Annotated in this window: 22 protein-coding genes, 1 tRNA gene and 1 pseudogene; 14 read left to right on the plus strand and 10 right to left on the minus strand. The window is 66.4% G+C overall.

Annotated elements, in window-relative coordinates:
• From ISO4_RS14705 to ISO4_RS14735, 7 genes are all read left to right on the plus strand, one after another.
• Positions 1–598: neutral/alkaline non-lysosomal ceramidase N-terminal domain-containing protein (locus ISO4_RS14705; protein ID WP_194856701.1), on the plus strand; the 598-nt coding region annotated here is incomplete at its 5' end.
• A gap of 150 nt (positions 599–748) precedes the next feature.
• On the plus strand, positions 749–1,345 hold the full coding sequence (locus ISO4_RS14710; protein WP_142949340.1) for a hypothetical protein: 597 nt from the start codon (positions 749–751) through the stop codon (positions 1,343–1,345).
• A gap of 92 nt (positions 1,346–1,437) precedes the next feature.
• Positions 1,438–2,058 (plus strand): peptide-methionine (S)-S-oxide reductase MsrA, encoded by a 621-nt coding sequence (msrA, locus tag ISO4_RS14715; protein WP_142949341.1) that lies wholly within the window; start codon positions 1,438–1,440, stop codon positions 2,056–2,058.
• A gap of 9 nt (positions 2,059–2,067) precedes the next feature.
• Positions 2,068–2,496 (plus strand): peptide-methionine (R)-S-oxide reductase MsrB, encoded by a 429-nt coding sequence (gene msrB, locus ISO4_RS14720; protein ID WP_142949342.1) that lies wholly within the window; start codon positions 2,068–2,070, stop codon positions 2,494–2,496.
• Positions 2,497–2,674: 178 nt separating this feature from the next.
• Positions 2,675–4,186, plus strand: a complete 1,512-nt coding sequence (locus tag ISO4_RS14725) for a 4-hydroxyphenylacetate 3-hydroxylase family protein (RefSeq protein ID WP_142949343.1) — start codon at positions 2,675–2,677, stop codon at positions 4,184–4,186.
• Positions 4,187–4,255: 69 nt separating this feature from the next.
• Positions 4,256–4,331: transfer RNA gene (locus ISO4_RS14730), tRNA-Thr, on the plus strand.
• A gap of 195 nt (positions 4,332–4,526) precedes the next feature.
• A complete protein-coding gene (locus tag ISO4_RS14735; RefSeq protein WP_194856702.1) occupies positions 4,527–5,813 on the plus strand; it encodes a DUF1835 domain-containing protein in 1,287 nt (428 codons plus the stop codon).
• A gap of 3 nt (positions 5,814–5,816) precedes the next feature.
• Here ISO4_RS14735 and ISO4_RS14740 read toward each other — a convergent pair whose 3' ends face one another.
• The 5 genes from ISO4_RS14740 to ISO4_RS14760 all read right to left on the minus strand — a co-directional run bounded on the left by ISO4_RS14740 (position 5,817) and on the right by ISO4_RS14760 (position 10,882).
• Positions 5,817–6,806 carry an LLM class flavin-dependent oxidoreductase gene (locus tag ISO4_RS14740; RefSeq protein WP_194856703.1) on the minus strand — a complete coding sequence of 330 codons (990 nt, stop codon included), beginning with the start codon at positions 6,804–6,806 and terminating at the stop codon, positions 5,817–5,819.
• Between the two features lie 82 nt (positions 6,807–6,888).
• Positions 6,889–7,128, minus strand: a complete 240-nt coding sequence (locus ISO4_RS14745) for a YdcH family protein (protein ID WP_142949346.1) — start codon at positions 7,126–7,128, stop codon at positions 6,889–6,891.
• 111 nt (positions 7,129–7,239) lie between these two features.
• Positions 7,240–8,067 (minus strand): co-chaperone DjlA, encoded by an 828-nt coding sequence (djlA, locus tag ISO4_RS14750; RefSeq protein WP_194856704.1) that lies wholly within the window; start codon positions 8,065–8,067, stop codon positions 7,240–7,242.
• Positions 8,068–8,217: 150 nt separating this feature from the next.
• Positions 8,218–10,137 (minus strand): cytochrome c/FTR1 family iron permease, encoded by a 1,920-nt coding sequence (locus ISO4_RS14755; protein WP_194856705.1) that lies wholly within the window; start codon positions 10,135–10,137, stop codon positions 8,218–8,220.
• A 76-nt stretch (positions 10,138–10,213) separates the two neighbouring features.
• A complete protein-coding gene (locus ISO4_RS14760; protein ID WP_194856706.1) occupies positions 10,214–10,882 on the minus strand; it encodes a DNA-3-methyladenine glycosylase I in 669 nt (222 codons plus the stop codon).
• A 91-nt stretch (positions 10,883–10,973) separates the two neighbouring features.
• Here ISO4_RS14760 and ISO4_RS14765 point away from each other — a divergent pair, with 91 nt between their 5' ends.
• The 3 genes from ISO4_RS14765 (at position 10,974) to ISO4_RS14775 (ending at position 14,664) form a co-directional block, all read left to right on the plus strand.
• The gene (locus ISO4_RS14765) at positions 10,974–12,203 is read left to right on the plus strand and encodes a pyridoxal phosphate-dependent aminotransferase (protein WP_194856707.1); all 1,230 of its coding nucleotides are present in this window, start codon (positions 10,974–10,976) and stop codon (positions 12,201–12,203) included.
• Positions 12,204–12,207: 4 nt separating this feature from the next.
• Positions 12,208–12,642: a hypothetical protein gene (locus tag ISO4_RS14770; RefSeq protein ID WP_194856708.1), complete on the plus strand. Its 435-nt coding sequence runs from the start codon at positions 12,208–12,210 to the stop codon at positions 12,640–12,642.
• Between the two features lie 63 nt (positions 12,643–12,705).
• On the plus strand, positions 12,706–14,664 hold the full coding sequence (locus tag ISO4_RS14775; protein WP_194856709.1) for an acyltransferase family protein: 1,959 nt from the start codon (positions 12,706–12,708) through the stop codon (positions 14,662–14,664).
• Here ISO4_RS14775 and ISO4_RS14780 read toward each other — a convergent pair.
• Entirely contained in the window at positions 14,624–15,547 is a 924-nt protein-coding gene (locus tag ISO4_RS14780; protein WP_194856710.1) for a class I SAM-dependent methyltransferase, read from the minus strand. The two genes, ISO4_RS14775 and ISO4_RS14780, sit on opposite strands and share 41 nt — an antisense overlap.
• A 120-nt stretch (positions 15,548–15,667) precedes the next feature.
• On the opposite strand from ISO4_RS14780, the gene htpX reads away from it, so the two are divergent.
• Positions 15,668–16,564, plus strand: a complete 897-nt coding sequence (gene htpX, locus ISO4_RS14785) for a protease HtpX (protein ID WP_142949353.1) — start codon at positions 15,668–15,670, stop codon at positions 16,562–16,564.
• A gap of 3 nt (positions 16,565–16,567) precedes the next feature.
• On the opposite strand, the gene ISO4_RS14790 is transcribed toward htpX, so the two are convergent.
• Positions 16,568–17,710, minus strand: a complete 1,143-nt coding sequence (locus tag ISO4_RS14790) for an ATP-NAD kinase family protein (protein ID WP_194856711.1) — start codon at positions 17,708–17,710, stop codon at positions 16,568–16,570.
• A 56-nt stretch (positions 17,711–17,766) separates the two neighbouring features.
• On the opposite strand from ISO4_RS14790, the pseudogene ISO4_RS17330 reads away from it, so the two are divergent.
• Positions 17,767–17,856, plus strand: a pseudogene (locus ISO4_RS17330) (PA1571 family protein); the annotation flags it as partial.
• Here ISO4_RS17330 and ISO4_RS14795 read toward each other — a convergent pair.
• From ISO4_RS14795 to ISO4_RS14805, 3 genes are read right to left on the minus strand one after another with little or no spacing between them, the layout of a single operon-like run.
• Positions 17,855–19,021, minus strand: coding sequence for a 4-phosphoerythronate dehydrogenase (locus ISO4_RS14795; RefSeq protein WP_194856712.1), 1,167 nt, complete (start codon positions 19,019–19,021; stop codon positions 17,855–17,857). The pseudogene ISO4_RS17330 and the gene ISO4_RS14795 overlap by 2 nt on opposite strands.
• A gap of 8 nt (positions 19,022–19,029) precedes the next feature.
• Positions 19,030–19,893 carry a fructosamine kinase family protein gene (locus ISO4_RS14800; RefSeq protein ID WP_194856713.1) on the minus strand — a complete coding sequence of 288 codons (864 nt, stop codon included), beginning with the start codon at positions 19,891–19,893 and terminating at the stop codon, positions 19,030–19,032.
• A 45-nt stretch (positions 19,894–19,938) separates the two neighbouring features.
• The gene (locus tag ISO4_RS14805) at positions 19,939–20,964 is read right to left on the minus strand and encodes an AraC family transcriptional regulator (RefSeq protein ID WP_194856714.1); all 1,026 of its coding nucleotides are present in this window, start codon (positions 20,962–20,964) and stop codon (positions 19,939–19,941) included.
• 164 nt (positions 20,965–21,128) lie between these two features.
• Between ISO4_RS14805 and ISO4_RS14810 the strand changes: the two genes are divergently transcribed.
• Both ISO4_RS14810 and ISO4_RS14815 read left to right on the plus strand, forming a co-directional pair.
• A complete protein-coding gene (locus ISO4_RS14810) occupies positions 21,129–21,560 on the plus strand; it encodes an SRPBCC family protein (protein WP_067612041.1) in 432 nt (143 codons plus the stop codon).
• A gap of 9 nt (positions 21,561–21,569) precedes the next feature.
• Positions 21,570–24,266: an efflux RND transporter permease subunit gene (locus ISO4_RS14815; RefSeq protein ID WP_194856715.1), complete on the plus strand. Its 2,697-nt coding sequence runs from the start codon at positions 21,570–21,572 to the stop codon at positions 24,264–24,266.
• The last annotated feature ends 303 nt before the right edge of the window (positions 24,267–24,569 follow it).

Raw genomic sequence — 24,569 nt, forward strand, 5'->3', positions numbered from 1 at the left:
GCCCGCCGGTACCGACTGGCGGGTGGAGATCTCCAGCCTGGCCAACGGCTTTTTCGGCTACGCGGTGAGCGAGGCCGAGTACGGCGCTCAGTACTACGAGGGCGGCCACACCCTTTACGGCCCGCATACGCTGGACTTTCTCGCCGCGCAAAGCGCGCGGCTGAGCGAGGACCTGATGCGCACCGGTGGCGTCGACGACTATCCCAGGGAAAGCCGTTTCGAGCTGCTCAGCCATCACTACTGGCCGGACGGCGACCCGGACCGCACCTGGTCGCGGAGCTGGCGCCGGCCGGCCACCTTCCACCGTGGCGAAGAGGACAGCGGCCCCTACTGGTCCTGGCGTTTTGTCGGCGAACCACCCGGTGACCTGCGCCTGCACCAACCGCTGCTGCGGATTCTGCGCAGCGACAACCGGGGCACGCTGGTGGACGATGAAAGCGGCGACATGCGCCTGCGGCTGATCGACGACGACGTCGAGGGACAGGGCCTCTACGAAGTGCGCTGGTATCACCCCCCGGTTGCCGACGAGGGCCGTTTTCAGTTGGAGGTGAGGGCCGGCGCGAACGCGCCCGCGCTTATCTCGCCGGCGTTCCCCTGACCGGGCGTCCCTAACCGGGCGTCCCTAACCGGGCGTCCCTGAGCGGCGTCACAGAATGACGTAAAACCGCGTCGTTATCGGGTTTCTCCGTGGTCGGCCCCTGCTACACTGGGTGCTTGTTCATCCGGAAGTAGTGTTGTGGAGAGTGCCATGAGGGGCCTGTTACTGGCGGTTCTGTTTTTGAGCGGGTGCGCCAGCACCACGGAAGTGACCACGCGCACGGTCACCGACACCCCGCCGCCGCCGGCGGAAACCCTGCTGCTGGTGGCGCAAAGCCCGGAAGGCGACACCCGCGAGACCTGGGAACTGACCTGCCGGCCGATCTTCGAGCGCGCCGGCCTGACCGTGCTGCTCAGCCACCAGGAGGTACCGCTGTGGTACGAGCGGGGCCGCAAGGCGCTAGTCGAATGGGCCGGCGACCACCCGGTGGACCGCATTCTGCTGGTCGATCTGACCCGCCTGCTGATGTCGGCGCCGCACATGCGCGACCGCCAGGAGCTCAACCCGATCAACCAGGACAACGAAGTGCGCCCCACCTGGCGCGTGGGCCTGGACGGCGAGCGCATCAAGGACGCGCCGCCGGCGGATGTGGAGCAGATGTTCCCCGCCGACCTGCTCGACGGCGCCGGCACCAACCTGTGGCACGGCATGGCCCGCACCCACGAAGCCAATGATCAGAGCGCCATCGCCAAAAGCCAGTGCCTGGCCCTGCGCGACACCCTGCGGCAGGCGCGCCTGCTGCCCTGACCCGGGTTGAGAGTCGCCGGCCCCGCCCCCACTGTCTTCACGGTACGGTTTCCCGGCGGCTGTCATGGTCGTCGTCCAGTCACGGAGGTTGTATGAAAGCAGTGATCCCCGGCACATCCCTGGCGATACACCCGGACCGGTTCCCCGATCCGGTGGAAGACGTTCCCACCGATCAGGACGCCGGCCGCGCCGTGCTCGCCGGCGGCTGCTTCTGGTGCGTGGAAGCGGTCTATCAACCTCTCGACGGCGTGCAGTCGGTGGTGTCCGGCTACGCCGGCGGAGACGCGGCCAGCGCCAATTACGAAGCGGTCTGCAGCGGCCGCACCGGCCACGCGGAAGTGGTGGAAGTGCGCTACGACCCGCGGCGGATCAGTTTCGGCGCCCTGCTTAAACTGTTTTTCGCGGTGGCCCACGACCCCACCCAGAAAGACCGCCAGGGCAACGACCGCGGGCCGCAGTACCGTTCCGCCATCTTTCCGGTGGACGAGGCGCAGCGGAAAGTCGCCGAGGACTACATCCAGCAGTTGAACAACGCCGGCGCCTTCACCGCGCCCATCGTCACCACCCTGGAGCCGGGCCACCCGTTCCATCCGGCGGAGGACTACCACCAGGATTTCGCCCGCCGCAATCCCAACCAGCCGTACATCACCCATGTGGCGAAGCCGAAACTGGAAAAGCTGCACGCCGCCTTCCCGGAAATGCTTAAAACCTGAGAGGTAGCCATGACTGTTTCCGCCAGCGGCTTCGATCTGACGCCGCTCACCGACGCCGAAAAGCAGCAGCGCGCCGCCGGCCTCACCGCCGAGGAGCGCCGCATCCTGCTGAATCAGGGCACCGAGCCGCCGTTTTGCGGCGGTTTGCTGGACAATAAGGAAAGCGGTACCTACGCCTGCAAGCTGTGTCACCTGCCGCTGTTCCACGCCGACAGCAAGTTCGAGTCCGGCACCGGCTGGCCCAGCTTCTTCGAGCCGGTGGACGCGGACCACGTGCGCGAGCTGGAGGACAGCAGCCACGGCATGGTGCGCGTGGAGATCCGCTGCGCACGCTGCGACGGCCACCTCGGTCATGTGTTTCCCGACGGACCGCCGCCCACCGGCCAGCGCTACTGCCTCAACTCCGCGTCCCTGGTGTTCGAGCCACAGCCCCACTAGCACGCCCCTGCCGGTCGCCCCGGGCCGGCCCCGCCCGACCCGGGAGCAACCCACCGCTTGACCCTGGGTAACAAGCGGCCACTCCTGCATTGCCAGCCGAGACACAGTGTCTACTATTGGGGAAAACGTCCAATAACACGCACCTCGGCCAGCCGGCTCAGCCCGCAAGGAGTGCCCTATGAACGCCGTTTCCCCTCTGGCATCACGCCGCCACGACAGCGCCACCGAGCGCTGGTCACGGATGCCGGTGATCCGCACCGGTGACGACTACATCAGCAGCCTTAAAGGCCGCGGCACCCGTCTGTTTCTGTTCGGCGAACTGATCGACGAACCCGCCGACCACCCGATGATCCGCCCCAGTATCAACGCCCTGCGCGCCACCTACGACCTGGCCATCGACGACCCGGAATTGGCCACCGCCCATTCGCCGCTGATTGACGCCCCGGTGAACCGCTTTCTGCACATGCCGGAATCACCCCAGGACCTGGTGATGAAAAACCGCATGCAGCGGCGCCTGGGCCAGCTCACCGGCACCTGCTTCCAGCGCTGCACCGGCCTGGACACACTCAGCGTGCTGCACTCGATCACCTGGGACATCGACGAAAAGCACGGCACCGGCTACCACCAGCGCTATCTGGCTTTCCTCAAGGAAGCGCAGCGCCATAACGTGTTGATCGCCGCCGGCATGACCGACCCCAAGGGCGACCGCAGCAAGCGACCGTTCGAGCAGAGCGACCAGGACATGTTCCTGCACGTGTCCGGACGCAACGACGACGGCATCTTCGTGCGCGGCGTCAAAGCGCACATGACCGGCGGCTGGAACCAGCACTGGATCTGCGTGATGCCGACCATGAACCTGAGCGAGCACGACAAGGACTACGCCGTGGTGGGCATGATTCCCGGCGACGCCGAGGGCATCACCTACATCTACGGTCGCCAGAGCAGCGACACCCGTTCCATGGAAGGCGGCAGCATCGACCAGGGCAACGCCGAATACGGCGGCCAGGAGGTGTGGGTCTATTTCGACGACGTCTTCATCCCCCACGAGCACGTGCTCATGGACGGCGAATACGAATTCGCCCAGGACATGGTGGCGCGCTTCACCGCCTACCACCGCGCCAGCTATGTGTGCAAAACCGGCCTCGGCGATGTGATGACCGGCGCCGCCGCCACCATCGCCGACTACAACGGCGTCGACAAGGTCAGCCACATCAAGGACAAGCTGGTGGAAATGGTGCACCTCAACGAGACCATTTTCTCGTCCGGCATCGCCAGCTCCCACGAAGCCAAACCCCTGGCCAGCGGCATCTACATGAACGACGCCATGCTCTCCAATGTGTGCAAGCACAACGTCACCCGTTTCCCCTATGAGATCGCCCGCCTCGCCCAGGACCTGGCCGGCGGCATCGTCGCCACCATGCCCAGCGAAAAGGATCTGGACAACGAAGAAGCCGGCGCCATCATCCGCCGCTTCCTGAAGGGCCGCGACGACATCCCCACCGAGGACCGCATGCGCATCCTGCGCCTGATCGAAAACATGACCCTGGGCCGCAACGCGGTGGGCTACCTGACCGAGTCCATGCACGGCGCCGGCAGCCCCCAGGCCCAGCGTATTCAGATCCTGCGCGGCATGGACGTGGAGTCCAAGAAATGGCACGCCCGCAAGCTGGCCGGCATCAAACAGGCGTAAGCCGTCGGCGGTCTTGCCAGCCGTGGGGTTCCTGCTAAACTAGCGCCCGCTCGCCCCCGGGCGGGCCGTGCCGGAATAGCTCAGTCGGTAGAGCAACTGATTCGTAATCAGTAGGTCGGAGGTTCGATTCCTCTTTCCGGCACCATTCCTTTCCCGTCGAAACGGGCGTGAAGGTCACGACAATTTCTTGCCTTCCTTTGTATCCCCGGTAAAACCTTTATAAAGCTTAGGCTTTTCAAGCCATTGAAGCCTCTCTTTGCATTGACTCAAAGGCCCGCTTCGCCAACTGTGTAAGTCCATTTTTTGACTCACACACCGCGCTGTGGAGAAGGCCCCGTTTATGACATCGATGCCCGCCGGCAGCAGTACTCCGAAACAGCACGGACGCTTCCGTCTCGACGACCCCCGTGAGGATGCCGAGCGGTTACTGGACGCGGCGCTGTCCGGCGACCGCCGTTGCCTGGCGCGCATCGCCGTACACCGTCTCACCCCGGTCAGTGAAAAGCCCGGTCTGCGCGACGCCCTGCACACCGTGTCCCGGGAGATGGGTTTTCAGGGCTGGGATCACTTCCAGCGGCACGTGGCCGCTCTGGACACCGCCGGCGAACGGGCCGAAAGGACGTTGGACGACGACCTGGATACGGTGCACATCCGCTGCGGGTCGGATCTGCGCGACGCCCTGCCCGCCACCGGTTTGCACGGCCACTTTCACACCTTCAGCGACCCCTTCTGCATCGGCCCGCTGCACAGCCGGGAGCGGCAGGCGTTCATGGACGAGCGCACCCGCTTTCTTTGCGAGGTCTTCGGTGGCGACGAGAACGAAACCCGCCGGCGGCAGCAGCATGAGTACGATGGGCTGGACCAGGCCATGGACAGCGAACGGGTGGTGCTGTGGTTCGAACACGACAGCTACGACCAGTTGATTCTGGCTTACATCCTCAATCATCTGGCCCTGCAACGTCGCCCCACGCGGCTGGAACTGGTGGCCACCGACGGTATTCCCGGCGTGGACCGGTTTATCGGCCTGGGGCAGCTGGCGCCGGAGGTGCTCGGCTGGCTCTGGCAGCAGCGCCGCCCGGTGGACGATGCGCTTATTACCCTGGGCCGCCGTGCCTGGCGGGCGGTGACCGCCGACACGCCGCAACGGCTGGACGATCTATCACGCACCCTGACCCCGGAGTTGCCGATGCTGGGCCGCGCCCTGCGCCGACACTTATTGGAACTGCCGGACGAAGCCACCGGCCTGGGCCTGAGCGAACAGCTGGCGGTGCAGCTGGTGGCCGAGCGCGGCCCGATTACCGTCGGCGAGGTGTTCCGGGATCTGACGCGCGAGCGCGAGCCGCTGCCCTATCTGGGCGACACCATGTTCTGGTGGATGATGCAGCCGCTGATGGGCGGCGAACGCCCACTGCTGACCAGCGACCACGGCGAGGACACCCCGTGGCAGGACCGGTCACTGCACATCACCTCCCACGGCCACGCGGTGCTCAGCGGCCACAACAACTGGCTCGACACCCATCCCGGACGGCGCTGGGTGGGCGGCATCGCCATCGACGGCGACCGTGACAGTTGGTGCCTGAACAAGGGCACCGGCCGGCCGCAAAAACGGCCGGCCAACGTGGCCTAGGGTCTAGAGATCGCGGCAGATGTCGGCGGCCATGCGGAACGACTGCAGCCGCTTGGCGTGGTCGAAAATCCCGCCGGTGATCATCAGCTCATCCACCCCGGTCAGGTCACGGAAGGCGCGCAGCCCGTCGCGGACCGTTTCCGGTGACCCGACCATGGCGTACTTCATCGCCTGGCGCACGCCCTCCGCTTCCAGCGGCGACCAGATGCCGTCCATGCTCTCCACCGGCGGCGGCAGCGGCCCGGGCCGCCCACGCCGCAGATTAACGAACTGCTGCTGCATGGAGGTGGCCAGGAAGGCGCCCTCCTCGTCGCTGTCGGCGGCGAACACGCCCACCCCCGCCATGGCGTAGGGGCGCTCCAACTGCGCGGAAGGCTGGAAGTTGTCGCGGTACACCTGCAAGGCGTCAAGCAGGGCCTCCGGGGCGAAATGCGAGGCGAACGCGAACGGCAGGCCCTTTTGGGCCGCCAGCCGGGCGCTGAACAGGCTGGAGCCGAGCAGCCAGATGGGCACCTTGCTGCCGGCGCCGGGCACCGCCCGCACGCGCTGATCCGGGGTCGGATCACCCAGGTAAGCCTGCAGCTCCTCCACGTCGCGCGGGAACTCCATGGCGTTGCTGTTGAGATCGCGGCGCAGCGCCCGCGCGGTTTCCATGTCGGTGCCCGGCGCCCGGCCCAGGCCCAGGTCGATGCGCCCCGGGTGCAGGGCCGCCAGGGTGCCGAACTGTTCGGCGATCACCAGGGGCGCGTGGTTGGGCAGCATCACGCCGCCGGAGCCGACCCGGATACGCTGGGTGCCGGCGGCGATATGGCCGATCACCACGCTGGTGGCGGCGCTCGCCACGCCGGGCATGTTGTGGTGCTCGGCCACCCAGTAGCGGGTGTAGCCCCACTGTTCGGCGTGGCGCGCCAGATCAAGGGAATTGCCCAGGGCCTGGGCGGCGTCGCCGCCACGCAGGATGGGACTCAGATCAAGAATGGAATAGGCAGTCATCAGGCCTCCCGAGCCAAAACGCGTCCGTTTACGCGTCTTCTTACGGTTGGGCCTGTGACCGCGTTTTTAAAGGTGGCGTCGGCTAACCCCCGTTCAAGCGACGATAAATCTCGTCCTTGAGGTGCATACGCTCCACTTTCATGGTCTCCATATCGCGGTCCGCGATCGGGTTCTCGCGCATCTCCAGCCCCCGAATGGTTTTGTCCAACCGGTCGTGCTCCTCCACCTTGGCGCGGAACTCCGGGTGTTCCTTGGCCAGGGCGTCAATGCGTTCGCGGTGCTGGGGGAATTCGTGGTGGATACTATGGGGTTCACCGAGCATAGCTGACAGGTCCTCCGCTGAAGGGGCCCGGGCACCGGGGCGGTGCTCGGGCGGGTAATCCTCTTCAAGCTACTACCGCCGCCGGGTACTTGTCATCCTCCCGGTGGCGACTCAACGCATTCCTCGGGCTTCCTTGATCATATCGTAGGCTTTGCTGATCTCGGCGGTCTTCTCGGTGGACACGCGAATCATCTCTTCCGGCACGCCACGGGCCGCCAGTTTGTCCGGGTGATGCTCGCTCATCAGCCGCCGGTAGGCCTTTTTGACCTCCTGATCGGAAGCGTCCTCGTTCACCCCCAGCACCTGATACGCCTCGCCCAGCGACGGCCGTGACGGGCCGGCCGCGCCACCCGCGCCGGCCGCACCGGCGCCGCCGAAGCGCGCCTGGGCCAGCACCATGTTGAGAATCTGCCGGAACTGGCTTTCCGGCACGCCCAGCCCGGCGGCGACACGGAACAGGATGCGCTCCTCCTCGGCGTGCAGCTCGCCGTCCGCCAGGGCGGTTTGCAGCAGCAGCTCAAGGAACACCACCACCAGATGGCGGCGCCGGCGGATGCGCTGGCGGAATTCGGCAACGGTCCGGTCGAGGGGGAAATCATCGTCCTTGCCCTGGCGGAAGGCCTCCTGGGCCCGGCGGCGCTGCTCGTCGTTGAGCTGCATGCGGCTCATGATCGCTTCGGCCTGGCCGATCTCCTGCTCGCTGACCCGGCCGTCCGCCTTGGCCAGATGGCCCATGATCGAGAACACCGCCGAGAACAGGGCCTCCTGGACCTCCTCCCGTTCGCCGGGCCGGTAGGGCCGGAACGGGTTGAAGGACTGTACCCGCTCCACGCCACGGTCCAGGAAGTGGCCGATCAGCACGCCGATCGCCAGGCCGATGGGCCCGCCGATCAACATGCCCAACAGGCCGACAATGAGTTTGCCACCCCAACTTCGCATTAATCAGAACTCTCTATCGTCATCTACAGGTAGGGAAAGACCACGGAGTATCCGGGAGGTTCGCGCACAAACGCAAACCCGGGCCTGAGCGGCCCGGGTAGAACGGTGTGCGGGGAAGGACCTACTTGGTGGCGCGGTTACCGCGCGCTCTCAACCTGCTTTAGTGGCGCGGTTACCGCGCCACCAGGCCAGCACCGCCAGGACCACGGCGGCGGCCTGGGCGAGGGCGCCCTGCAGGGTGGGGAAGAAACCGATCCACTCCAGCGTCGGCAGGCCGATGTAGGTGGCATTGATCAGGCCGGCTTCCTGCAGGGCGGCGATGCCCTTGCCGAGCAGGATCACCGACAGCACCAGCAGCACCAGGCTGGTGGCCTTGAAGAACAGGCCCAGCGGCAGGCGCATACCGAGGCGGAAGATCAGCACGCAGACCACCGCCAGCGCCGCCAGGGCCGCCAGCAGCCCGTACAGCAGGTACGGCTGGGTGGCTTCGGTGACCTGGGTCCAGAGCGCCTGATAGAACAGGATGGTTTCGAACATCTCCCGGTACACGGAAATGAACGCCACCAGGGTCAGGGTCCAGACGGTGCCGGCGCCGAGGGCGTTATCCACCTTGCTCTTGATGTAGCCCATCCACTTCTGGCTGTTGCTGTTGCTGTGCATCCAGAAGCCCACGTAGAACAGGATCGCCGCCGCCGCCAGGCCGGCCACGCCCTCGGTCAGCTCCCGCGAGGCACCGCTGAAGCTGATCACCGTGGAGGCGGCGAACCAGGTGGCCACGCCGGCGATCAGCGCCGCCACCCAGCCGAAGTGGATATGACGGCTGGCCGAGCGGGCGCCCGCTTTACGGGTGAAGGTGAGCAAGGCGGCGACGATCAGCAGCGCCTCCAGACCCTCACGGAACAGGATGAAGAAACTCGCCGAGAAGGTGGCGGCGGCGCTCAGGCCGTCGCCGCCGAGCGCGTCCTCGGCGGCGGCCAGGCTGTCGCGGGCCTCGGCCACTCTGGCGTCCACCGTGGCGGGCTCTTCACCCTGTTCGATCGCCTGGCGCACCGCCATGAAACGGCGCTCGGTGGCGCGCATCAGGTCGCCGTCCACCGCCGCAAGCTGCTGCTCGATCATCTCGAAGCCGTCCAGATAGGCCGACAGCGCCGCGGCGCGGGCCGCCGCCCGGTCGCCGTCGGCGTACAGGCCGGCCGCCTCGCCCAGCTTGGCGTCACTGATTTCGATAAAGCGGTTCTGGCTGAACAGCGCTTCCGGATTACGGCGCAGATAGCCCATGGCCTGGACCGCCGGCTTACCGATCTCGTCGCGCACGTCCGCGGGGGCCTTGCCGATCACCGTGTCCAGGGTCATATCCGCTTTCAGGCCCGGCGTGCCGCGCAGGGCCTGCTCGCCGGCGTCGGCCTCCTGATCGGACACCGCCTTGCCGCCCACGTAGAACGCCAGCGCCCAGCGCTCCGCCTCGCTGAGCTGGTCGTCGTAGGCGGCCATGCCGGTGCCGTCCACACCGCCGGTGATGGTGGTGTAGAGCCCCAGCATGGAGCGGCCCATGTAGCGGGCGCGCTCATGGAAATCGGTGGGCGCCGGCTCCAGCGCCGCGCCGGCGGGGCCGTCGCCACGCCCTTCGTCACCGTGACAGGCGGCGCAGTGGGTCTGGTACAGCTGCGCGGCCTTCTCCATATCCGGCGCGGTCTTGGGAATCACCGGCAGGCCGTACACCGTCACCAGGGTGCCGCGGATTTTCTGCGCCAGTTCCTGAATGCGCGCCTCCGGCGCCTTGTCGTCGACGGCGGCTTCCAGCTGTTGCGCCTGGTCGGCCAGCCGCTGCTTGCCTTCCACGTCGTCCAGGGTGGCGATGCCCTCGCTCAACAGGCGGGTGAATTCGTCCATTTCGGCGTATTCCGCCTCGCTGACGATCTCGCCGTCCTGCACCGCGTTAACGTAGTCCGCGCCGACGTACTCCACCAGCTGTACCAGGGCGGTCTGGTCCGCCGCCCGGGCGGTGGCGGTCAGCATGAAAAAGCACAGCAACAAAAAAACGCCCAGGGGGCGCCGCTCGATGAGAACCATGGATCCGGATTCCAGCGTCTAAAAGTGAATAATTCTTATTTATGTTCCCTTTCCAGACCCGCTGTGTCAAAGGGTTTTACCCAACCGTGAGCGCCAGTACCTTGCTGATGTGAGCCTGCGGACGGCCGGATTCGCTCTGCCACTGGTTGAACGCCGCCTGCGCCGCGCGCTGATCGCGCTGGCTCGACAGGTTTTTGTCGATGATGCGGTGGGCGCGGAGCACGCTGATCACATCGTCGGTGGGGTACCAGGTATCGCGCCCCACCATGCGCAGGAAGGCGGCGCCGGAATTGCCGCCGAGCTGCTTGCCGCGCTTTTTCAGCAGGATCCACATACCGACGGTGTCCTCCGCCGGCCAGTCCGCCAGCCAGCGGCCCATGCTGCCGTATTCGCGGCGCAGGTCGAGCACCAGCTGGGCATTATGGCGGATCGCCTTGATCTTGCCCCAATGGCGGATCAGCCGTGTGTCCTGCATGCGCTCCTCGAGCATGCTGTCCGGCATCAGCACCAGCTTGTCCGGATCGAAACCGAAGAACGCCTCTTCGAACGCCGGCCATTTGGCGTCCACCAGAGAGTGCTTGAGCCCGGCCCGGAACACGCGCCGCGTGAGCGCGGAAAAATAAAAGGCGTCGTCCGGGCGGCGCAGCTGGGCGGCGCTCTTCACCGCCGGCAGTTGCGCTTCCACCGGCTTGAGGCCGCCCTTGCGGTTCACCGCCAGGGCCAGCAGGTCCTTGAACTCGATCATCAAATGCTCCCGGCTGCTTCGTATACAGTGTTTTCCCGCCATTGTAGAATCCGGTCTTTAGCCTAACGCCGGATCAGGACGGGCAGTATTCATGAGCGGTCATCAAACCACGATCAACAAATCCGACAAACTCAAGGGCGTCTGCTACGACATCCGTGGCCCGGTGCTGCGTGAAGCGCACCGCCTGGAGGACGAAGGCCACCGGGTGATCAAGCTCAACATCGGCAACCCGGCGCCGTTCGGCTTCGAAGCGCCCGAAGAGCTGCTGCAGGACGTGATTCACAACCTGCCGGATTCCACCGGCTACTGCCATTCCAAGGGCCTGTTCCCGGCCCGCAAGGCGGTGATGCAGTATACCCAGACCAAGGGCATCGAAAACGTCACGGTCGACGACATCATCATCGGCAACGGCGTCTCGGAACTGATCGTGATGGCGATGCAGGCGTTGCTCAACTATGGCGACGAGGTGCTGCTGCCGGCGCCGGACTACCCGCTGTGGACCGCCGCCGTGCGTTTGTCCGGCGGCAACCCGGTGCATTACCTGTGCGATGAAAAGCAGGACTGGCAACCGGCGCTGGACGATCTGCGTTCCAAAATCACCGACCGCACCCGCGCGATGGTGATCATCAACCCCAACAACCCCACCGGCGCCAACTACGACAAGGCGCTGCTGCAGGAAATGCTGGAGATCGCCCGCGAGCACGACCTGATCGTGTTCGCCGACGAGATCTACGACAAGATTCTCTATGACGGCGAGGAGCACCACTCGATCGCGTCGATGGCCGACGACCTGCTGTTCATCACCTTCAACGGGCTGTCCAAGAACTATCGCGCCGCCGGCTTCCGCGCCGGCTGGATGGTGATCTCCGGCGCCAAGTACCGCGCCGAGAATTACATCGAAGGCCTGGACATGCTGGCCAGCATGCGGCTGTGCGCCAACGTGCCCAGCCAGCACGCGATCCAGACCGCGCTGGGCGGTTACCAGAGCATCGGCGACCTGGTGCTGCCCACCGGGCGCCTGGGCCGCCAGCGCGACAAGGCCTGGGACATGCTCAGCTCGATCCCCGGTGTCAGTTGCGTCAAACCCAAGTCCGCGCTCTACCTGTTTCCGCGTCTGGATCCCAAGGTGTTTCCGTTCCAGGACGACGAAGCCTTCGCGCTGGACCTGCTGCGCCAGGAAAAAGTGCTGATCGTCCAGGGCACCGCGTTCAACTGGCCCGACCCGGACCATTTCCGGGTGGTGTTCCTGCCGCGCATGGACGATCTGGAGGATTCCATCGGCCGCATCGCCAACTATCTGGACCGGATCAGAAAGAAGTAATCCCATGCATCTGCACATCGACGACTTCAGCCAGGACGTGGCGCGCATACTGTTGCAGCTGTATATGAACTTTCCGCGCCCCCAGGCCGTCTATGTGGAAGACATCAGCGGCCCTGACCAACTGGACGAGGCGGGGCTGCACGGCAAGAGGCACATGGCCTGTCTGGGGGCAATGCTGTGGCTGGCTGAAGAGGGTTACCTGCGTTACCAGAGCACCCTCTACCAAGAGGGCATTGAACAGGCGGTGCTCAGCAACCGCGCCTTCACCCTGCTCACCGCCACCGGCGATCCGGACCCGCAAGCGGACCCGGACCTGCCCGTCAGCGTACAACTGGAGCGCGCCACCCTGGCGGAGCAGTTCCGCACCGCCCTGGCCGCCCGGGATTCCACGCGAATCTCAGCGCTGGTGCGCCATTTCCTGGCCCGCGCCACCGCCTGAACGTCCACTTCACCCAAGGACGGTTTTCATGGGACCCGCGTTATAGCGGGACTTGGGGAAACAATGACAGCTTTACGATACCGCCCGGACATCGAGGGTCTGAGGGCGCTCGCCGTTTTACTGGTCATCGTGTACCACTTTGAGTTTCCGGGTATCAGCGGCGGCTTTATCGGCGTCGACGTGTTTTTCGTGATCTCCGGTTTCGTGATCACCGGTTTGCTGACCCGTCAGATGGACCAGGGCGGCTTCCGCTTCGGCGACTTCTATGCGCGCCGTATCCGCCGTCTGGTGCCGGCCTTTCTGCTGGTCTCCACCGTCACCTTTTTGATTATTTCGCCGTTCTATATCGGAGACGATTACTACATCTTCGCCAAGAGCTGGCTGGCGTCGCTGATGGGGATCAGCAACCTCTACTATTTCACTGAACTGAGCCAGTATTTCGCGCCGGAAACCCGCAGCCTGTCACTGCTGCACACCTGGTCGCTGGCGGTGGAAGAGCAGTTCTACCTGCTGTGGCCGGCGGCGACATTGTGGGCCTGGCGCAGCGGGCAGCTGACCCGCTCGCCGCTGGTGTTCCTGGCCCTGTTGATCGCCGCCCTGCTGCTCTCCGTCTACCTGGCCCATACCCACCCAAAGGCGGCGTTTTATCTGCCGCCAGCGCGGCTGTTCGAATTCATGCTGGGGGCCGGCGTGGCCCTGTACGGCCACCGCCTGCCGACGCTGGGGCCCAGGCAGGCGGAGGCGCTGGCGGTGGCCGGCGTGGCGATGATTCTCGCCACCGCCGTATTCCTGACCAGCAACGATCCCTTCCCCGGCTTCAACGCCCTGTGGCCGACGCTGGGCACGGCCATGGTGATCCAGGCCGGGCTGGTGCAGCCGGGCACGGTCACCGCCCGCCTGCTCAGCCTGCCGGTGATGGTGTTCCTGGGCGGGCTATCCTACTCCTTGTACCTGTGGCACTGGCCGCCGGTGGCGCTGTTGCACTACCAGCTGATCGAGCTGACCTGGCCGATTCGTCTGGGCCTGCTGGCGGCGGTACTGCTGGCGTCCTGGCTGGGTTACAAGCTGGTGGAAAACCCGCTGCGGCGCCGCCCCTGGAACTTCAAACGGGCCTTCAAGATTCTGGTGTTGGTGCCGCTGCTGATCATCTGGGCGATCCAGTCCACCATCCGCATCGCCGACGACCTCAGTTTCCGCATCCCCGAGGAACGCCGCGACCTCTACAAGATCATCGTGCAGAACGACAGCGCCGACGTGCACGAACCGTGCTTCAAAGGCCCCACCCGGGATTTCGTGCGCGACCAAGCCTGCCTGTTCGGCCAGCCGCTGGCCGAGGGTGAGCGGCCGGACAGCGTGCTGATCGGCGATTCCCACGCCATCGCGCTGATCGGCTTCATGGAAGTCTTCCTGGAGAGCACCGACCTGTCCCTGTTGATGGTCACGCAGGCCTCCACGCCGTTTATTCCCGGTGAGCTGACGGAGCAGGCGTTCCCCGGCGACGAAGAGAAGATCGTGCGCAACCGGGCCCTCACCGAGTACCTCAAGCAGGAGCCGATGACGGTGTTTATCTCGGCCTGGTGGAACTCCTACCTGCGGTCGACGGACTTCCACGACTACTTCGTGGCCACCATCGACTGGCTACTCGACCAGGGCCACCGGGTGGTGGTGCTTGAAGGGGTGCCGGAGCTGCCCTCCGACGCGCACGCGCAGTGCCGCTTGAAGGGCCTGGAAGACTGCAGCATCGACGCCGCCGACGCGGCCGAACAGCGGCGTGACTTCAACCGCTTCCAGCGCGACGTGCAGGCACGCTTCCCGAGCGTGAACTGGATCGACCCGAGCCGCGTGCTGTGCGACGCAGAGCGTTGCCAGACGGTGCTGGACGGCATCCCGCTCTACCGCGACGAGAGCCATCTCAATTACATCGGCGCCCAGGAAATCGGCCAGGCGTTCCGGGCGCGCTTCGGCAACCCCCTGGAACCGCTTAAGGCGCTGGCCGCCGATAGCGGTACGCCAGCGCCTTGAGGGCCGGTTCGGCGGCCTCGTCGAAACCGGCCGCGCCCGGCAGCCGGCCTTCGAAGGTGGCGCCGGGCAGCCGCTCCGCCGCCTGCTCCCGCAACCAGTCCGCCGGCAGCCAGGGGGCGTTCAGGCACAGCAGCAGTTCCGCCTCCGGTGCCAGCAGCTTGCTCAGCCGGGCCAGCACCTTGGGGTAGTCCCGTTCCACCAGAAAGCTGCCCTTCTGGGCGCTGGGCGGGTCCGCCACGATCAGATCGTAACGGCCCAGGGCGTGCAGCTTCTTCCAGCTGCGAAACACGTTATGCGGCAGATAATGCACCCGGGCGTCGGCGAAACCGTTGGCGTTCTGGTTTTCCCGGCCCAGCGCCAGCGCCGGCCGGGACAGGTCGATGTTGACCACCGAGTGGGCGCCACCGGCCAGCGCCGCCACGGAGAACGCACAGGTAAAGCTGAATAGGTTGAGCACCCGCTTGCCCTCGGCGCGCTCCCGCAGCCAGGCCCGCCCCGGCGCCATGTCCGCGAAGAACCCCAGGTTCTGGCCACGCTGGAAATCGAGCCGGTAGCGCAGGCCGGCCTCCTCCGCCCAGGCGGTCTCCGGCAGAGCGCCGCGCCGCACCTCGGTGACCGCCGGCCGGCGGTGGCGGTGCTGGAACACCAGGGTGTCGCAACCCAGCCCCGGCAGGGCCTCGCCGAGGCGCTGCTCCAGCGCCGCCAGCGTGGCCGGAGGGTAGTCGTCGAACAGGGTCGCCACCAGCACCGGCGGGAACCGGTCCAGGGTGAGCCCTTCCCAGCCGGGCAGCGTCTTGCCACGGCCGTGAAAAAGCCGGTGGCGAGCGTCGCTCGGGGGAACCAGAAAGGGGCTGAGCAGGTCTATCGAATCGGGGGAAGGCATGCGCATCAAGGACCGATGGAAACCGGCGAGTATCGCCGCCGGGGCGCTTGAAGACAACCGCGCCGCCCCCATTTAACGATCGGTTTGACAACGTCCTTTTGGTTTTGGAGATCGACCTCAATGATGCGCATCGCGCTGTTCTTGCTTACCAACCTGGCGGTCATCGTGGTGGCCAGCATCACGCTCAGCCTGCTGGGCGTGAATTCCTATCTGGCGCAAAGCGGCACCGGACTGGATCTGGGCAACCTGCTGATCTTCAGCGCCGTGTTCGGCTTCGCCGGTTCGTTCATTTCACTGCTGATATCCAAGCCCATGGCCAAGTGGTCGACCCGGGCGCAGATCATCAAGCAGCCCTCCAACAGCGGCGAAAAATGGCTGCTGGACACGGTCCGTGAGCTGTCCGAGAAAGCCGGCATCGGCATGCCGGAAGTGGGCGTGTTCCCCGCCCAGCAGTCCAACGCCTTCGCCACCGGCTGGAACAAGAACGCCGCCCTGGTGGCGGTCTCCCAGGGCATGCTGCAGCGCTTCCGCCCGGAAGAAGTGCGCGCCGTGCTGGCCCATGAAATCGGCCACGTGGCCAACGGCGACATGGTCACCCTGAGCCTGATCCAGGGCGTGGTGAACACCTTCGTGATCTTCGCCGCCCGCGTGGTCGGCTCGGTGGTGGACAGCTTCCTGCGCCGCGACGGCGAAGGCGGCCTGGGCTTCGGCTACTACATAGTGGTGTTCATCGCCGAGATCATCTTCGGCATCGCCGCCAGCACCATCGTCATGTGGTTCTCGCGGCGCCGGGAATACCGCGCCGACGTGGCCGGCGCGCAACTGGCCGACCGTCGTGACATGGTCAGCGCCCTGCAGCGCCTGAAAGCGGAGTACGAGGTGCCCAACCAGATGCCGGATTCGCTGGTCGCCTTCGGCATCAACAGCGGCGTGCGCCACGGCCTGGCCGCCCTGTTCCGCTCGCACCCGCCGCTGGACGACCGCATCCAGGCGCTCACCGAAAAACGCTACGGGTAGCCGCTAACCCGCATCGGTGGCGACGCGATAGAGCAAAGTGTCTTCGTAGCCGCTGATCACCGGCCAGAGCCCACATAAGGACCGGTCCAGCGCGGCGTCGCCGGTGTCCACCACCAGCGGGCGCCCTTCCAGGGTGCCCAGCTTGGTGCGGCTGGCGAGAATATCGATGCGGCCCTTCCCCAGGCGCCGGATCACCGCCGGGCTGAACTGCTGGTTGCCGCGCCCGAACAGATGGCCCTGGCCGCCGATCACGGTCAGTAACGCCCGGGCCGGGGCGTCGCCGATCACCTCGAGTATCCGGTCGGCGCCCACGTCGGCGGCCACCACTTCCTCATTGCGGATAATGTCCACGCCCAACAGAGTGTTGGGCAGACCCAGCTGTTCCATCACCACCGCCACCGTGGACCCGGAGCCCACCAGGTAATAGGTGTCCGGCTCCAGGGTGTCGATCACCCAGGCGGCGATCTCGGTGACCACCAGGTCCTCCACCTCGCGGCCGCCGCACTTCACCTGCTGCAGGTAGCGGGCCTCGGCGGGCACGTTCAGGTCGCCGTAGTGGCGCGCCTGGACGCGCCCGGCGCGGAAGGCCTCTTCGTCGATGTCGCGCACCTCGGCCTCGTGCAGCGCCACCAGGCCGCCGTCCACCAGCTCCGCCAGCAACTCGCCGGCGGCTTCCGGGTTGATCGCATAGACGGCGGAGTGCATCTTGCAGCCCGCCGGCACGCCCAGCACCGGCACGTCGTCCTCGCCGAGTGCGTCGACCAGATCCCGGGCGGTGCCGTCACCGCCGGCGAACAGCAGCAGCTGCGCGCCGGCATCGACCAGAGCGCGCGCGGCGCGGCGGGTGTCATCGGCTTCGCTGGGCGACGGCGGCTCGCCGAGCGAACGCGCCGGCAGCCCGGCCGCCCGGCAACTGTCCTCACCCATGGCGCCGCCCCAGGTGAGCACCTCCAGACCACCGGTGCGCGCGGCCAGACCGGCCAGGGCGCGGGTCATGCGGTCCACCGCCATGGGCGTGGCGCCGCGCCGCAGCGCTTCCTCGCGGGTGTCGCTGCCGTCACTGCCCTTGAGGCCCACGGCGCCGCCGACGCCGGCGAACGGGTTGACCAGCACGCCCAGGACCAGGCGATTCTCGATGTCTGTCATAAAACGATCATGTCTCTTTATAACAATGGCCGGGACGCAACGCCGGAGACCTTAGCATGAGCTGCCTGTCCTATTCACAAACGCCCCGTGGCGCGGACTTCCACGGCGCCGCCGTCCTCGACGATCAGGGCCGCGAGATTCCCATCACCGAGGCGATGATCCTGCGGGCCTGTGAAGAGCTGGAACAGGCCTGGCGCTACCCGAAGCGTTCGACTCGAAAAGCAGGCTGACCAGCGCCCGCAGCGACGGCGCCACCTTGCCCTGGTGGCGCCAGTGATGCAGTTCGTGGCGGGGCGGGTATTGCTTGCGCAGCCGGTCGAAGGCGGCGCCGGGGTCGCTCTCACGCAGGCTGCGCCGCAGCCGCTGGTCGTCTTCCGGCAGCCGGTGGGCGTAACGCAGCAGCGCCAATAGCTGGCTTTCGTCCTCCACATCCAGAGCCAGCGTGCGCCGCTCCGCCACGGCCGGCGCCGCCGGCGCCGGTTCCCCCATCCAGCGACACCAGGCCTCGTAGAGCATCGCGCTGCCCAGGCGCTTGCCCTCCACGCTGTAACCGGCGACATGGGGGGAGCCGTTGAACACCTGCTCCAGCAACGCCGGGTTCAGCAGTGGCTCCCCTTCCCACACATCGAGAAAGGTCAAAGGCCCGTCGCCGCGCGCCAGACGCCGGCTCAGGGCCTGGTTATCGACCACCGGACCCCGGCAGGTATTGATCAGCGTTTGCTCGTGGTTGAGCGCCCGCAGCCGGGTCTTGTCCAGCAAATGCCGGGTGGCCTCGTCGCCGCCTTTGATCAGCGGCACATGCAGGGTGACGGCGTCCGCCGCCAGCGCCTCGTCCAACGACACCGAGGTCACCCGGCCGGCGCGCGCCAGCGGCGGGTCGCACCCCAGCACCTTCACATCCAGCGCGCGCAGCCAGGCCGCCACCAGGCCGCCCACATTGCCCAGGCCGATCACGCCCACGGTGCTGCCGCGCAGGGGGCGACCGTGGTGCTGGCTGGCCATCAGCAACGCCTGCAGCACGTATTCCGCCACCGCCCGGGCGTTGCAGCCGGGCGCGCAGGCAAAGGCGATGCCCAGCCGGTCCAGGGCGTCCAGATCCACATGGTCGGTGCCGATGGTGGCGGACCCCACGAACCGCACCGGTGTATCGGCCAGCAAGGCTTCCGTGACCGGCGTCACCGAGCGCACCAGCAGGATGTCCGCGTCGCGCAGGTCGGCCCGCGTCAGACTTCGCCCGTCCACGCGGGTCACCCGCCCCAAGCGCTCAAAGTCATCCAGGGCGGGCATGTTTTCGTCGGCGACGATGTGCATCGGCTATCTCAGTCACGCAGCAAGGCGGTGGCGCTGTCGGCTACGGCGCCGGCATAGCCACCGCCGAACAGATTGAAGTGGTTGAGCAAATGATACAGGTTGTAAAGCCGGACGCGATGCTGAAAATCCACCGCCCGGGGGTTTTGCCCGTAGGCCCGGTAAAACGTCTCCGGTACCCGGCCGAACAACGACAGCATGGCCAGGTCCACCTCGGCGTGGCCGTAGTACACCGCCGGATCGAACACCACCGGGCGGTTGCCCGCCAGGGTGCCCACATTGCCCCGCCAGAGATCGCCGTGCACCAGCGCCGGACGAACGCTCAGGCCCGCCAGCCAGGCCGGCACCCGCGCCATGACCCGCTCCAGCCGCTCGCCCACCGCGGCCTCCAGGCCCCGGTCACGGGCCCAGCGCAGTTGCGGCAGCAGCCGTTGTTCAACGAAAAAGCGCGGCCAGTCAGTGTCCGGCCTGTTGTATTGCGGGTTGGCGCCGATCCAGTTGTCCCGGTGATGGCCGAAGCGTTCACCCTCCACGCCGTGCAAGGCGGCCAGGGCACGGCCGAGCGCGGGCCAGAACGGCTCGCCGGGTGCCGCCAACGGCAGCCACTCCAGCAATAACGCCCGCCCTCCGGCCAGGTCGCCGTGGTCCAGTACCTCGGGCACCCGGATCGCCTTGGCCAGCGCCGCCAGCCCGTCCGCCTCCGCGTCCAGGGCATCGACGTCGGGCAGCCATTTAAGAAACGCCGGTCGGCCGTTCAAATCGACTTGGAAGGTGGCACCGGTGTCGCCGCCGCCCAGGGCGTCCACCCGGCAATGCCGCACCGGCAGGCCGTGGCGGGCCGCCAGGGCCGCCTGGATCCGTTCACTGGTTATCATGGCGCTATGGTAAGAGAGCCGGGGCGGCGCGAAAACCGTAAGGGTTCAGCGGCGGCGCACCTGATTTTTGCGGTAGGCGCCGGGCGCGCAACCGGTCCAGCGCCGGAACGCATGGTAGAAATTGGCGATGTCGGAAAAACCCAGACGGCGGGCCAGCTGCGGCATGTCGCAGTCACCGCGGCGCAACCGCCGGCAGGCGTACTCCATGCGCACCTGGTCGCGCAGGCGGGCGAACTGCGCGCCTTCGTGGTGCAGCCGGCGCTGCAGGGTACGCGCCGTCATGTCCAGCCGATCGGCGACCAGATGCACGGTCAGGGGCCGCTCGCCGAGGCCGGCGTGCAGCTGCTCGATCACCTGGCCGGTCACGCCGCCGACCCGCCGCAGTGCCTGTAGCTTTTCGTCCGCGGTCCGTTCCAGTTCCCGCCGCCGCGCGGTATCGGCGGCGGGCAGGCTGTGCCCCAGCAACGCCGGGGAAAACACCAGGGCGTTGGCCGGCTGGTCGAACTGCAGCGTGCAACGGAAAAACGACCGGTACTCATCCAGCTCCTGATCGGGCGGGCAAGGATGGCGGAACGCCACCCGCTGAATCGGCATGCGCCCACCCAGCAGCGAGTGGCCCAGGGCCAGCAGGGTGGCGAGCAGCAGATCGTTATGGGCGCGGGTGTGGGTAACGGCGAGCGCTTCGCCGCCGCTCACCGTGAGGGTGCACTGGTGTTCCCCGCGGCGCAGCGCCAGCGCCAGATAGGGCAGCATCAGTTCCCGGTAACGCAGCAATACCAGCAGGGCCTGCTCCAGGGTCTCGGAGGCCGCCATCAAGGCGCCCAGCGGCCCCAGGTCGCGGTAATGGTTGGCGCGCCCCACGCGCAGCCCGAACAACGGGTCCCCGGCTTGCGTAAAGGCGGTGCCGAGCAGCGCGTCCAGTTGCGCGGAGGTCAGGTGGCCGTCGCCGCCGGCGACGGTATCCGCGTCCAACCCGGCCTGCTGGAACAGAGTCGCCCGATCCGGGCGGCCACGCAGGACGATATCAAGCAAACCGGGGGCCGTGCCCGCCGGCAGCGGTTGATCCACCATGAGGGTTCCTTTTGTTATTTTTTTGTCGACGCTAGGCAGAGGCGTGCCGGCGGTCAAGCGGACCAAAGGCGAATGGCCCGATTCAACCCGCGCCGGAACTGGTGGCGCGGCCCCATGATGGGTACTCTTACCCCCGTCACGAATACGCCCGTCACGAGGACCGCATGCTGAAACGTTACTTCATCGACGAAGTCACCGAGACCCGGGCGTCACGGCGCCAGGCCTTTTCCCTGTTCAGCCAGGTGAACGGCTGGGCGGACTGGTGTTCCGTGGTTCGCCATGCGCGCCTGTTCGGCGGTGAGTGGCGCGAAGGCGCCGCGCTGCTGTTCGTGGCCGACCTGCCCCGTCTGCCGCCGGCGCCGGTGGTGGTGCGCATCCAGGAATACCGCGAAAACGAATCCATCGCCTGGGGGCTGGAGCTGCCCATGGCCAGCATCACGCACCGTTTCACCTTTATCGACGATGGTGAGGGTGGCTGCCGGGTCCATCAGGAGGAGTGGTCCGAAGGGCTGATGACCCTGCTGACGCTGCCCGCGGGCCGCTTGATCCATCGCTTCGATCAGCGCTTCGCCCGCGAATTCGCCGCCATGTTCTAGGGATTCTTGATGACGTCTCGATTGTTTCGCGCCTATTGCCGGCTGGTTCTTCGCCATCCTATGTTCTGGCTCGCCGCCGTGGGCGCGCTGTGCGCGGTGGCGGCCTGGCAGGCCACCGACTTCAAACTGGATGCGTCGGCGGAATCCCTGACGCTGGAAAACGATAAGGCGCTGGAATACTACCGGGAGATCGCCAAGCAATACGGCGGCAGCGACTTCGTGGTGGTCACCTACACCCCCAAGGACCGGCCGCTGTTCCAGCAGGACACCCTGCGCCATATTCAGGCGCTGCAGGACGAACTGAAAGGCGTGGACCGGGTCGGCTCGGTGTACAGTTTCCTCGACGTGCCGTTGCTGTTCAGCCCCAAGGTGGCGTTCACCGACCTGTCCGACGGCTACCGCACGCTGCGCGACCCGGGCGTGGACCTGGGCCTGGCCAAGCAGGAGTTCACCGAAGAGAACCCGCTCTACGAGGACCTGCTGGTCAGCGAGGACGGCGGCACCACCGCCCTGCTGCTCACCTTCGAACGGGACGAACGCTATTATGAGCTGCTCAACCGGCGTAACGCCCTGCGCGAGAGCGAGCGCGCCGGCGAGCTGAGCGATCAGGAAGCGGAGCAGCTGGAACAGGTCGCCGCCGAGTTCAGCGACTACCACAGCCAGGTGCAGGCCCGCACCCAGCAGGAAGTCAGCGAAATTCGCAGCATCATGGACGGCTACCGGGACCAGGCGCAGCTGTTCCTGGGCGGCGTGCCGATGATCGCCTCGGACATGATCCGCTTTATCGAGTCCGACCTGAAGGTGTTCGGCCTCGGCGTGCTGATCTTCCTGGTGCTCACCCTGTTCCTGATCTTCCGTCGCCCGCGCTGGGTGGTGGTACCGCTGGCCTGCTGCGCGGTGACCGCCCTGGCGGTGACCGGCTGGCTCGGCTGGATGGACTGGAAAGTCACCGTGATCAGCAGCAACTATCTGTCGCTGCTGCTGATCATCACCATGTCGATCACCATCCATCTGACGGTGCGCTACCGGGAACTCCATGAGGAAAACCCGGCCGCCGACCAGGCCTGGCTGCTCAAGGAAACCGCCGCCCACATGATGCGCCCGAGCATCTACATGGTGCTCACCACCATGGTCGGCTTCTCCTCGCTGGTGATCAGCGACATCCGCCCGGTGATCGACTTCGGCTGGATGATGACCATCGGCATCGGCGTCGCGCTGGTGACCTGCTTTCTGCTGTTCCCCGCCCTGCTGGCGCCGCTGTCGCCGGGCCGGCCGCGCCAGGGCCGTGACCTGACGCGAAGCATCACCCTCGCCTTCGCCGGCTTCGCCGACCGCGGCCGGTTACCGTTGCTGCTGCTCGCCGGGCTGGCGCTGATCGCCGCGGTGTGGGGCATGACCCGGCTGACGGTGGAAACCCGCTTTATCGACTACTTCCAGGAAGACACCGAAATCTACCAGGGCATGCTGCAGATCGACCGCAAGCTGGGCGGCACCACGCCGCTGGATATCGTCATCGACGCCCCGGAAGAACAGGCCGACAACACCCCGCGCGCCAGGCAACAAAACAGCGGCGACACGGCACAAAGCGCCGACGGCTTCGAGGCGGTGGAAGCGGATCCGTTCGCCGACGACGGCGGCGGCGCCGGTGCCAACGGCGATGACGGCTTCGGCGCGGTGGAGGACGACCCCTTCGCGTCGAACGGTGACGACGGCTTCGGCGAACCCGCCGGCGACGACCCCTTCGCCGATAGCGGCGGATCCGGCCAGGCCCGCGCCAGCGACGGTCCCAACCTGAAAGGCGCCTACTGGTACACGCCCCAGCGGCTGGACCGCATTATCGAAATGGAGCGCTACCTGGAATCCCTGCCGGAAACCGGCAAGGTGCTGTCCATCGCCACCACCTACGAGGTGGCCAAGAAAATCAACGAAGGCCCGCTCAGCTATGTGCAGCTGATGCTGCTCGCCAGCTTCATTCCCGACGACCTGCGCTCCCAACTGGTGAGCCCCTACCTGTCCGACGACGGCCGCCAGATCCGCATCAGCGTGCGCGTGGTGGACTCTTACAAGGGCCTCAACCGCAACCAGCTGCTGGAACAGATCCGCGCCGACATGCTGGAAAAATTCGACCTGCAGCCGGAGCAACTGCACCTCACCGGCGCCATGGTGCTCTACAACAACATGCTGCAGAGCCTGTTCGACTCGCAGATCAAAACCCTGGGCTATGTGTTCGCGGCGATCATGCTGATGCTGCTGGTGCTGTTCCGGTCCCTGCCGGTGGCGCTGATCAGCATGGTGCCGAGCCTGGTGAGCGCCGCTTCGGTGCTCGGCCTGATGGGCTGGATCGGCCTGCCGCTGGACTTGATGACCATCACCATCACCGCCATCACCATCGGCATCGCCGTGGACGACACCATCCACTACGTGCACCGCTTCCACGAGGAGCTGCCCCGCGACGGCGACTACCGCGCCACCGTGCGCCGCTGCCACGGCTCCATCGGCAAGGCGATGTACTACACCTCCCTGGTGATCATCGCCGGCTTCTCGATTCTGTCGCTGTCCAACTTCAACCCCAGCGTCTACTTCGGCCTGCTCACCGGCCTGGCCATGCTGGTGGCGCTGCTCAGCAACCTGACCCTGCTGCCGGCGCTGCTGATGAGCGTCAAACCCAAGCTCCGCGCCGGGCCGACCACGAACATGGCGGAGTAATAGCCCTGTGCGAGCGGGCCCCGCCCGCGAAAGGGTGGCTTTTAGCCACCCGGCGGGATGCCAGAGACTTTTATTGTTCCGGTGTCCGGTGCTCCGGATCCGGGACGCGGTGCAATGGTGGTGCCTTCCGGGATCGCTCAAGCCATCCATGGCCGCTCTCATTTGGCCATCCATGGCCAAATAGGTCCCTCCAGGCACCACCATTGCCCCGCTCACTTTGCAGCGGAACCGCCACGGGTCAGCTTCACCCTTTCAGAAAAAGCGCCAGGACCTTTCAATTTTCCAAGGAGCGCCGGTATCGGG

The organism is Alloalcanivorax venustensis ISO4 (genome assembly GCF_015356855.1).
Lineage (GTDB): Bacteria > Pseudomonadota > Gammaproteobacteria > Pseudomonadales > Alcanivoracaceae > Alloalcanivorax > Alloalcanivorax venustensis.

What these genes read in the sequence shown, in the direction of transcription:
- ISO4_RS14760 (WP_194856706.1), bottom strand. Translation starts at nt 10,882, where the DNA reads ATGATCGAGTTCAAGGACCTGCTGGCCCTGGCGGTGAACCGCAAGGGC.
- ISO4_RS14800 (WP_194856713.1), bottom strand. Translation starts at nt 19,893, where the DNA reads ATGATAACCAGTGAACGGATCCAGGCGGCCCTGGCGGCCCGCCACGGC.
- ISO4_RS14765 (WP_194856707.1), top strand. Translation starts at nt 10,974, where the DNA reads ATGAGCGGTCATCAAACCACGATCAACAAATCCGACAAACTCAAGGGC.
- ISO4_RS14770 (WP_194856708.1), top strand. Translation starts at nt 12,208, where the DNA reads ATGCATCTGCACATCGACGACTTCAGCCAGGACGTGGCGCGCATACTG.
- ISO4_RS14740 (WP_194856703.1), bottom strand. Translation starts at nt 6,806, where the DNA reads ATGACTGCCTATTCCATTCTTGATCTGAGTCCCATCCTGCGTGGCGGC.
- ISO4_RS14805 (WP_194856714.1), bottom strand. Translation starts at nt 20,964, where the DNA reads ATGGTGGATCAACCGCTGCCGGCGGGCACGGCCCCCGGTTTGCTTGAT.
- djlA (WP_194856704.1), bottom strand. Translation starts at nt 8,067, where the DNA reads ATGCGAAGTTGGGGTGGCAAACTCATTGTCGGCCTGTTGGGCATGTTG.
- msrA (WP_142949341.1), top strand. Translation starts at nt 1,438, where the DNA reads ATGAAAGCAGTGATCCCCGGCACATCCCTGGCGATACACCCGGACCGG.
- ISO4_RS14790 (WP_194856711.1), bottom strand. Translation starts at nt 17,710, where the DNA reads ATGACAGACATCGAGAATCGCCTGGTCCTGGGCGTGCTGGTCAACCCG.
- ISO4_RS14755 (WP_194856705.1), bottom strand. Translation starts at nt 10,137, where the DNA reads ATGGTTCTCATCGAGCGGCGCCCCCTGGGCGTTTTTTTGTTGCTGTGC.
- ISO4_RS14745 (WP_142949346.1), bottom strand. Translation starts at nt 7,128, where the DNA reads ATGCTCGGTGAACCCCATAGTATCCACCACGAATTCCCCCAGCACCGC.
- ISO4_RS14780 (WP_194856710.1), bottom strand. Translation starts at nt 15,547, where the DNA reads ATGCCTTCCCCCGATTCGATAGACCTGCTCAGCCCCTTTCTGGTTCCC.
- ISO4_RS14735 (WP_194856702.1), top strand. Translation starts at nt 4,527, where the DNA reads ATGACATCGATGCCCGCCGGCAGCAGTACTCCGAAACAGCACGGACGC.
- ISO4_RS14775 (WP_194856709.1), top strand. Translation starts at nt 12,706, where the DNA reads ATGACAGCTTTACGATACCGCCCGGACATCGAGGGTCTGAGGGCGCTC.
- htpX (WP_142949353.1), top strand. Translation starts at nt 15,668, where the DNA reads ATGATGCGCATCGCGCTGTTCTTGCTTACCAACCTGGCGGTCATCGTG.
- ISO4_RS14725 (WP_142949343.1), top strand. Translation starts at nt 2,675, where the DNA reads ATGAACGCCGTTTCCCCTCTGGCATCACGCCGCCACGACAGCGCCACC.
- ISO4_RS14795 (WP_194856712.1), bottom strand. Translation starts at nt 19,021, where the DNA reads ATGCACATCGTCGCCGACGAAAACATGCCCGCCCTGGATGACTTTGAG.
- msrB (WP_142949342.1), top strand. Translation starts at nt 2,068, where the DNA reads ATGACTGTTTCCGCCAGCGGCTTCGATCTGACGCCGCTCACCGACGCC.
- ISO4_RS14815 (WP_194856715.1), top strand. Translation starts at nt 21,570, where the DNA reads ATGACGTCTCGATTGTTTCGCGCCTATTGCCGGCTGGTTCTTCGCCAT.
- ISO4_RS14710 (WP_142949340.1), top strand. Translation starts at nt 749, where the DNA reads ATGAGGGGCCTGTTACTGGCGGTTCTGTTTTTGAGCGGGTGCGCCAGC.
- ISO4_RS14810 (WP_067612041.1), top strand. Translation starts at nt 21,129, where the DNA reads ATGCTGAAACGTTACTTCATCGACGAAGTCACCGAGACCCGGGCGTCA.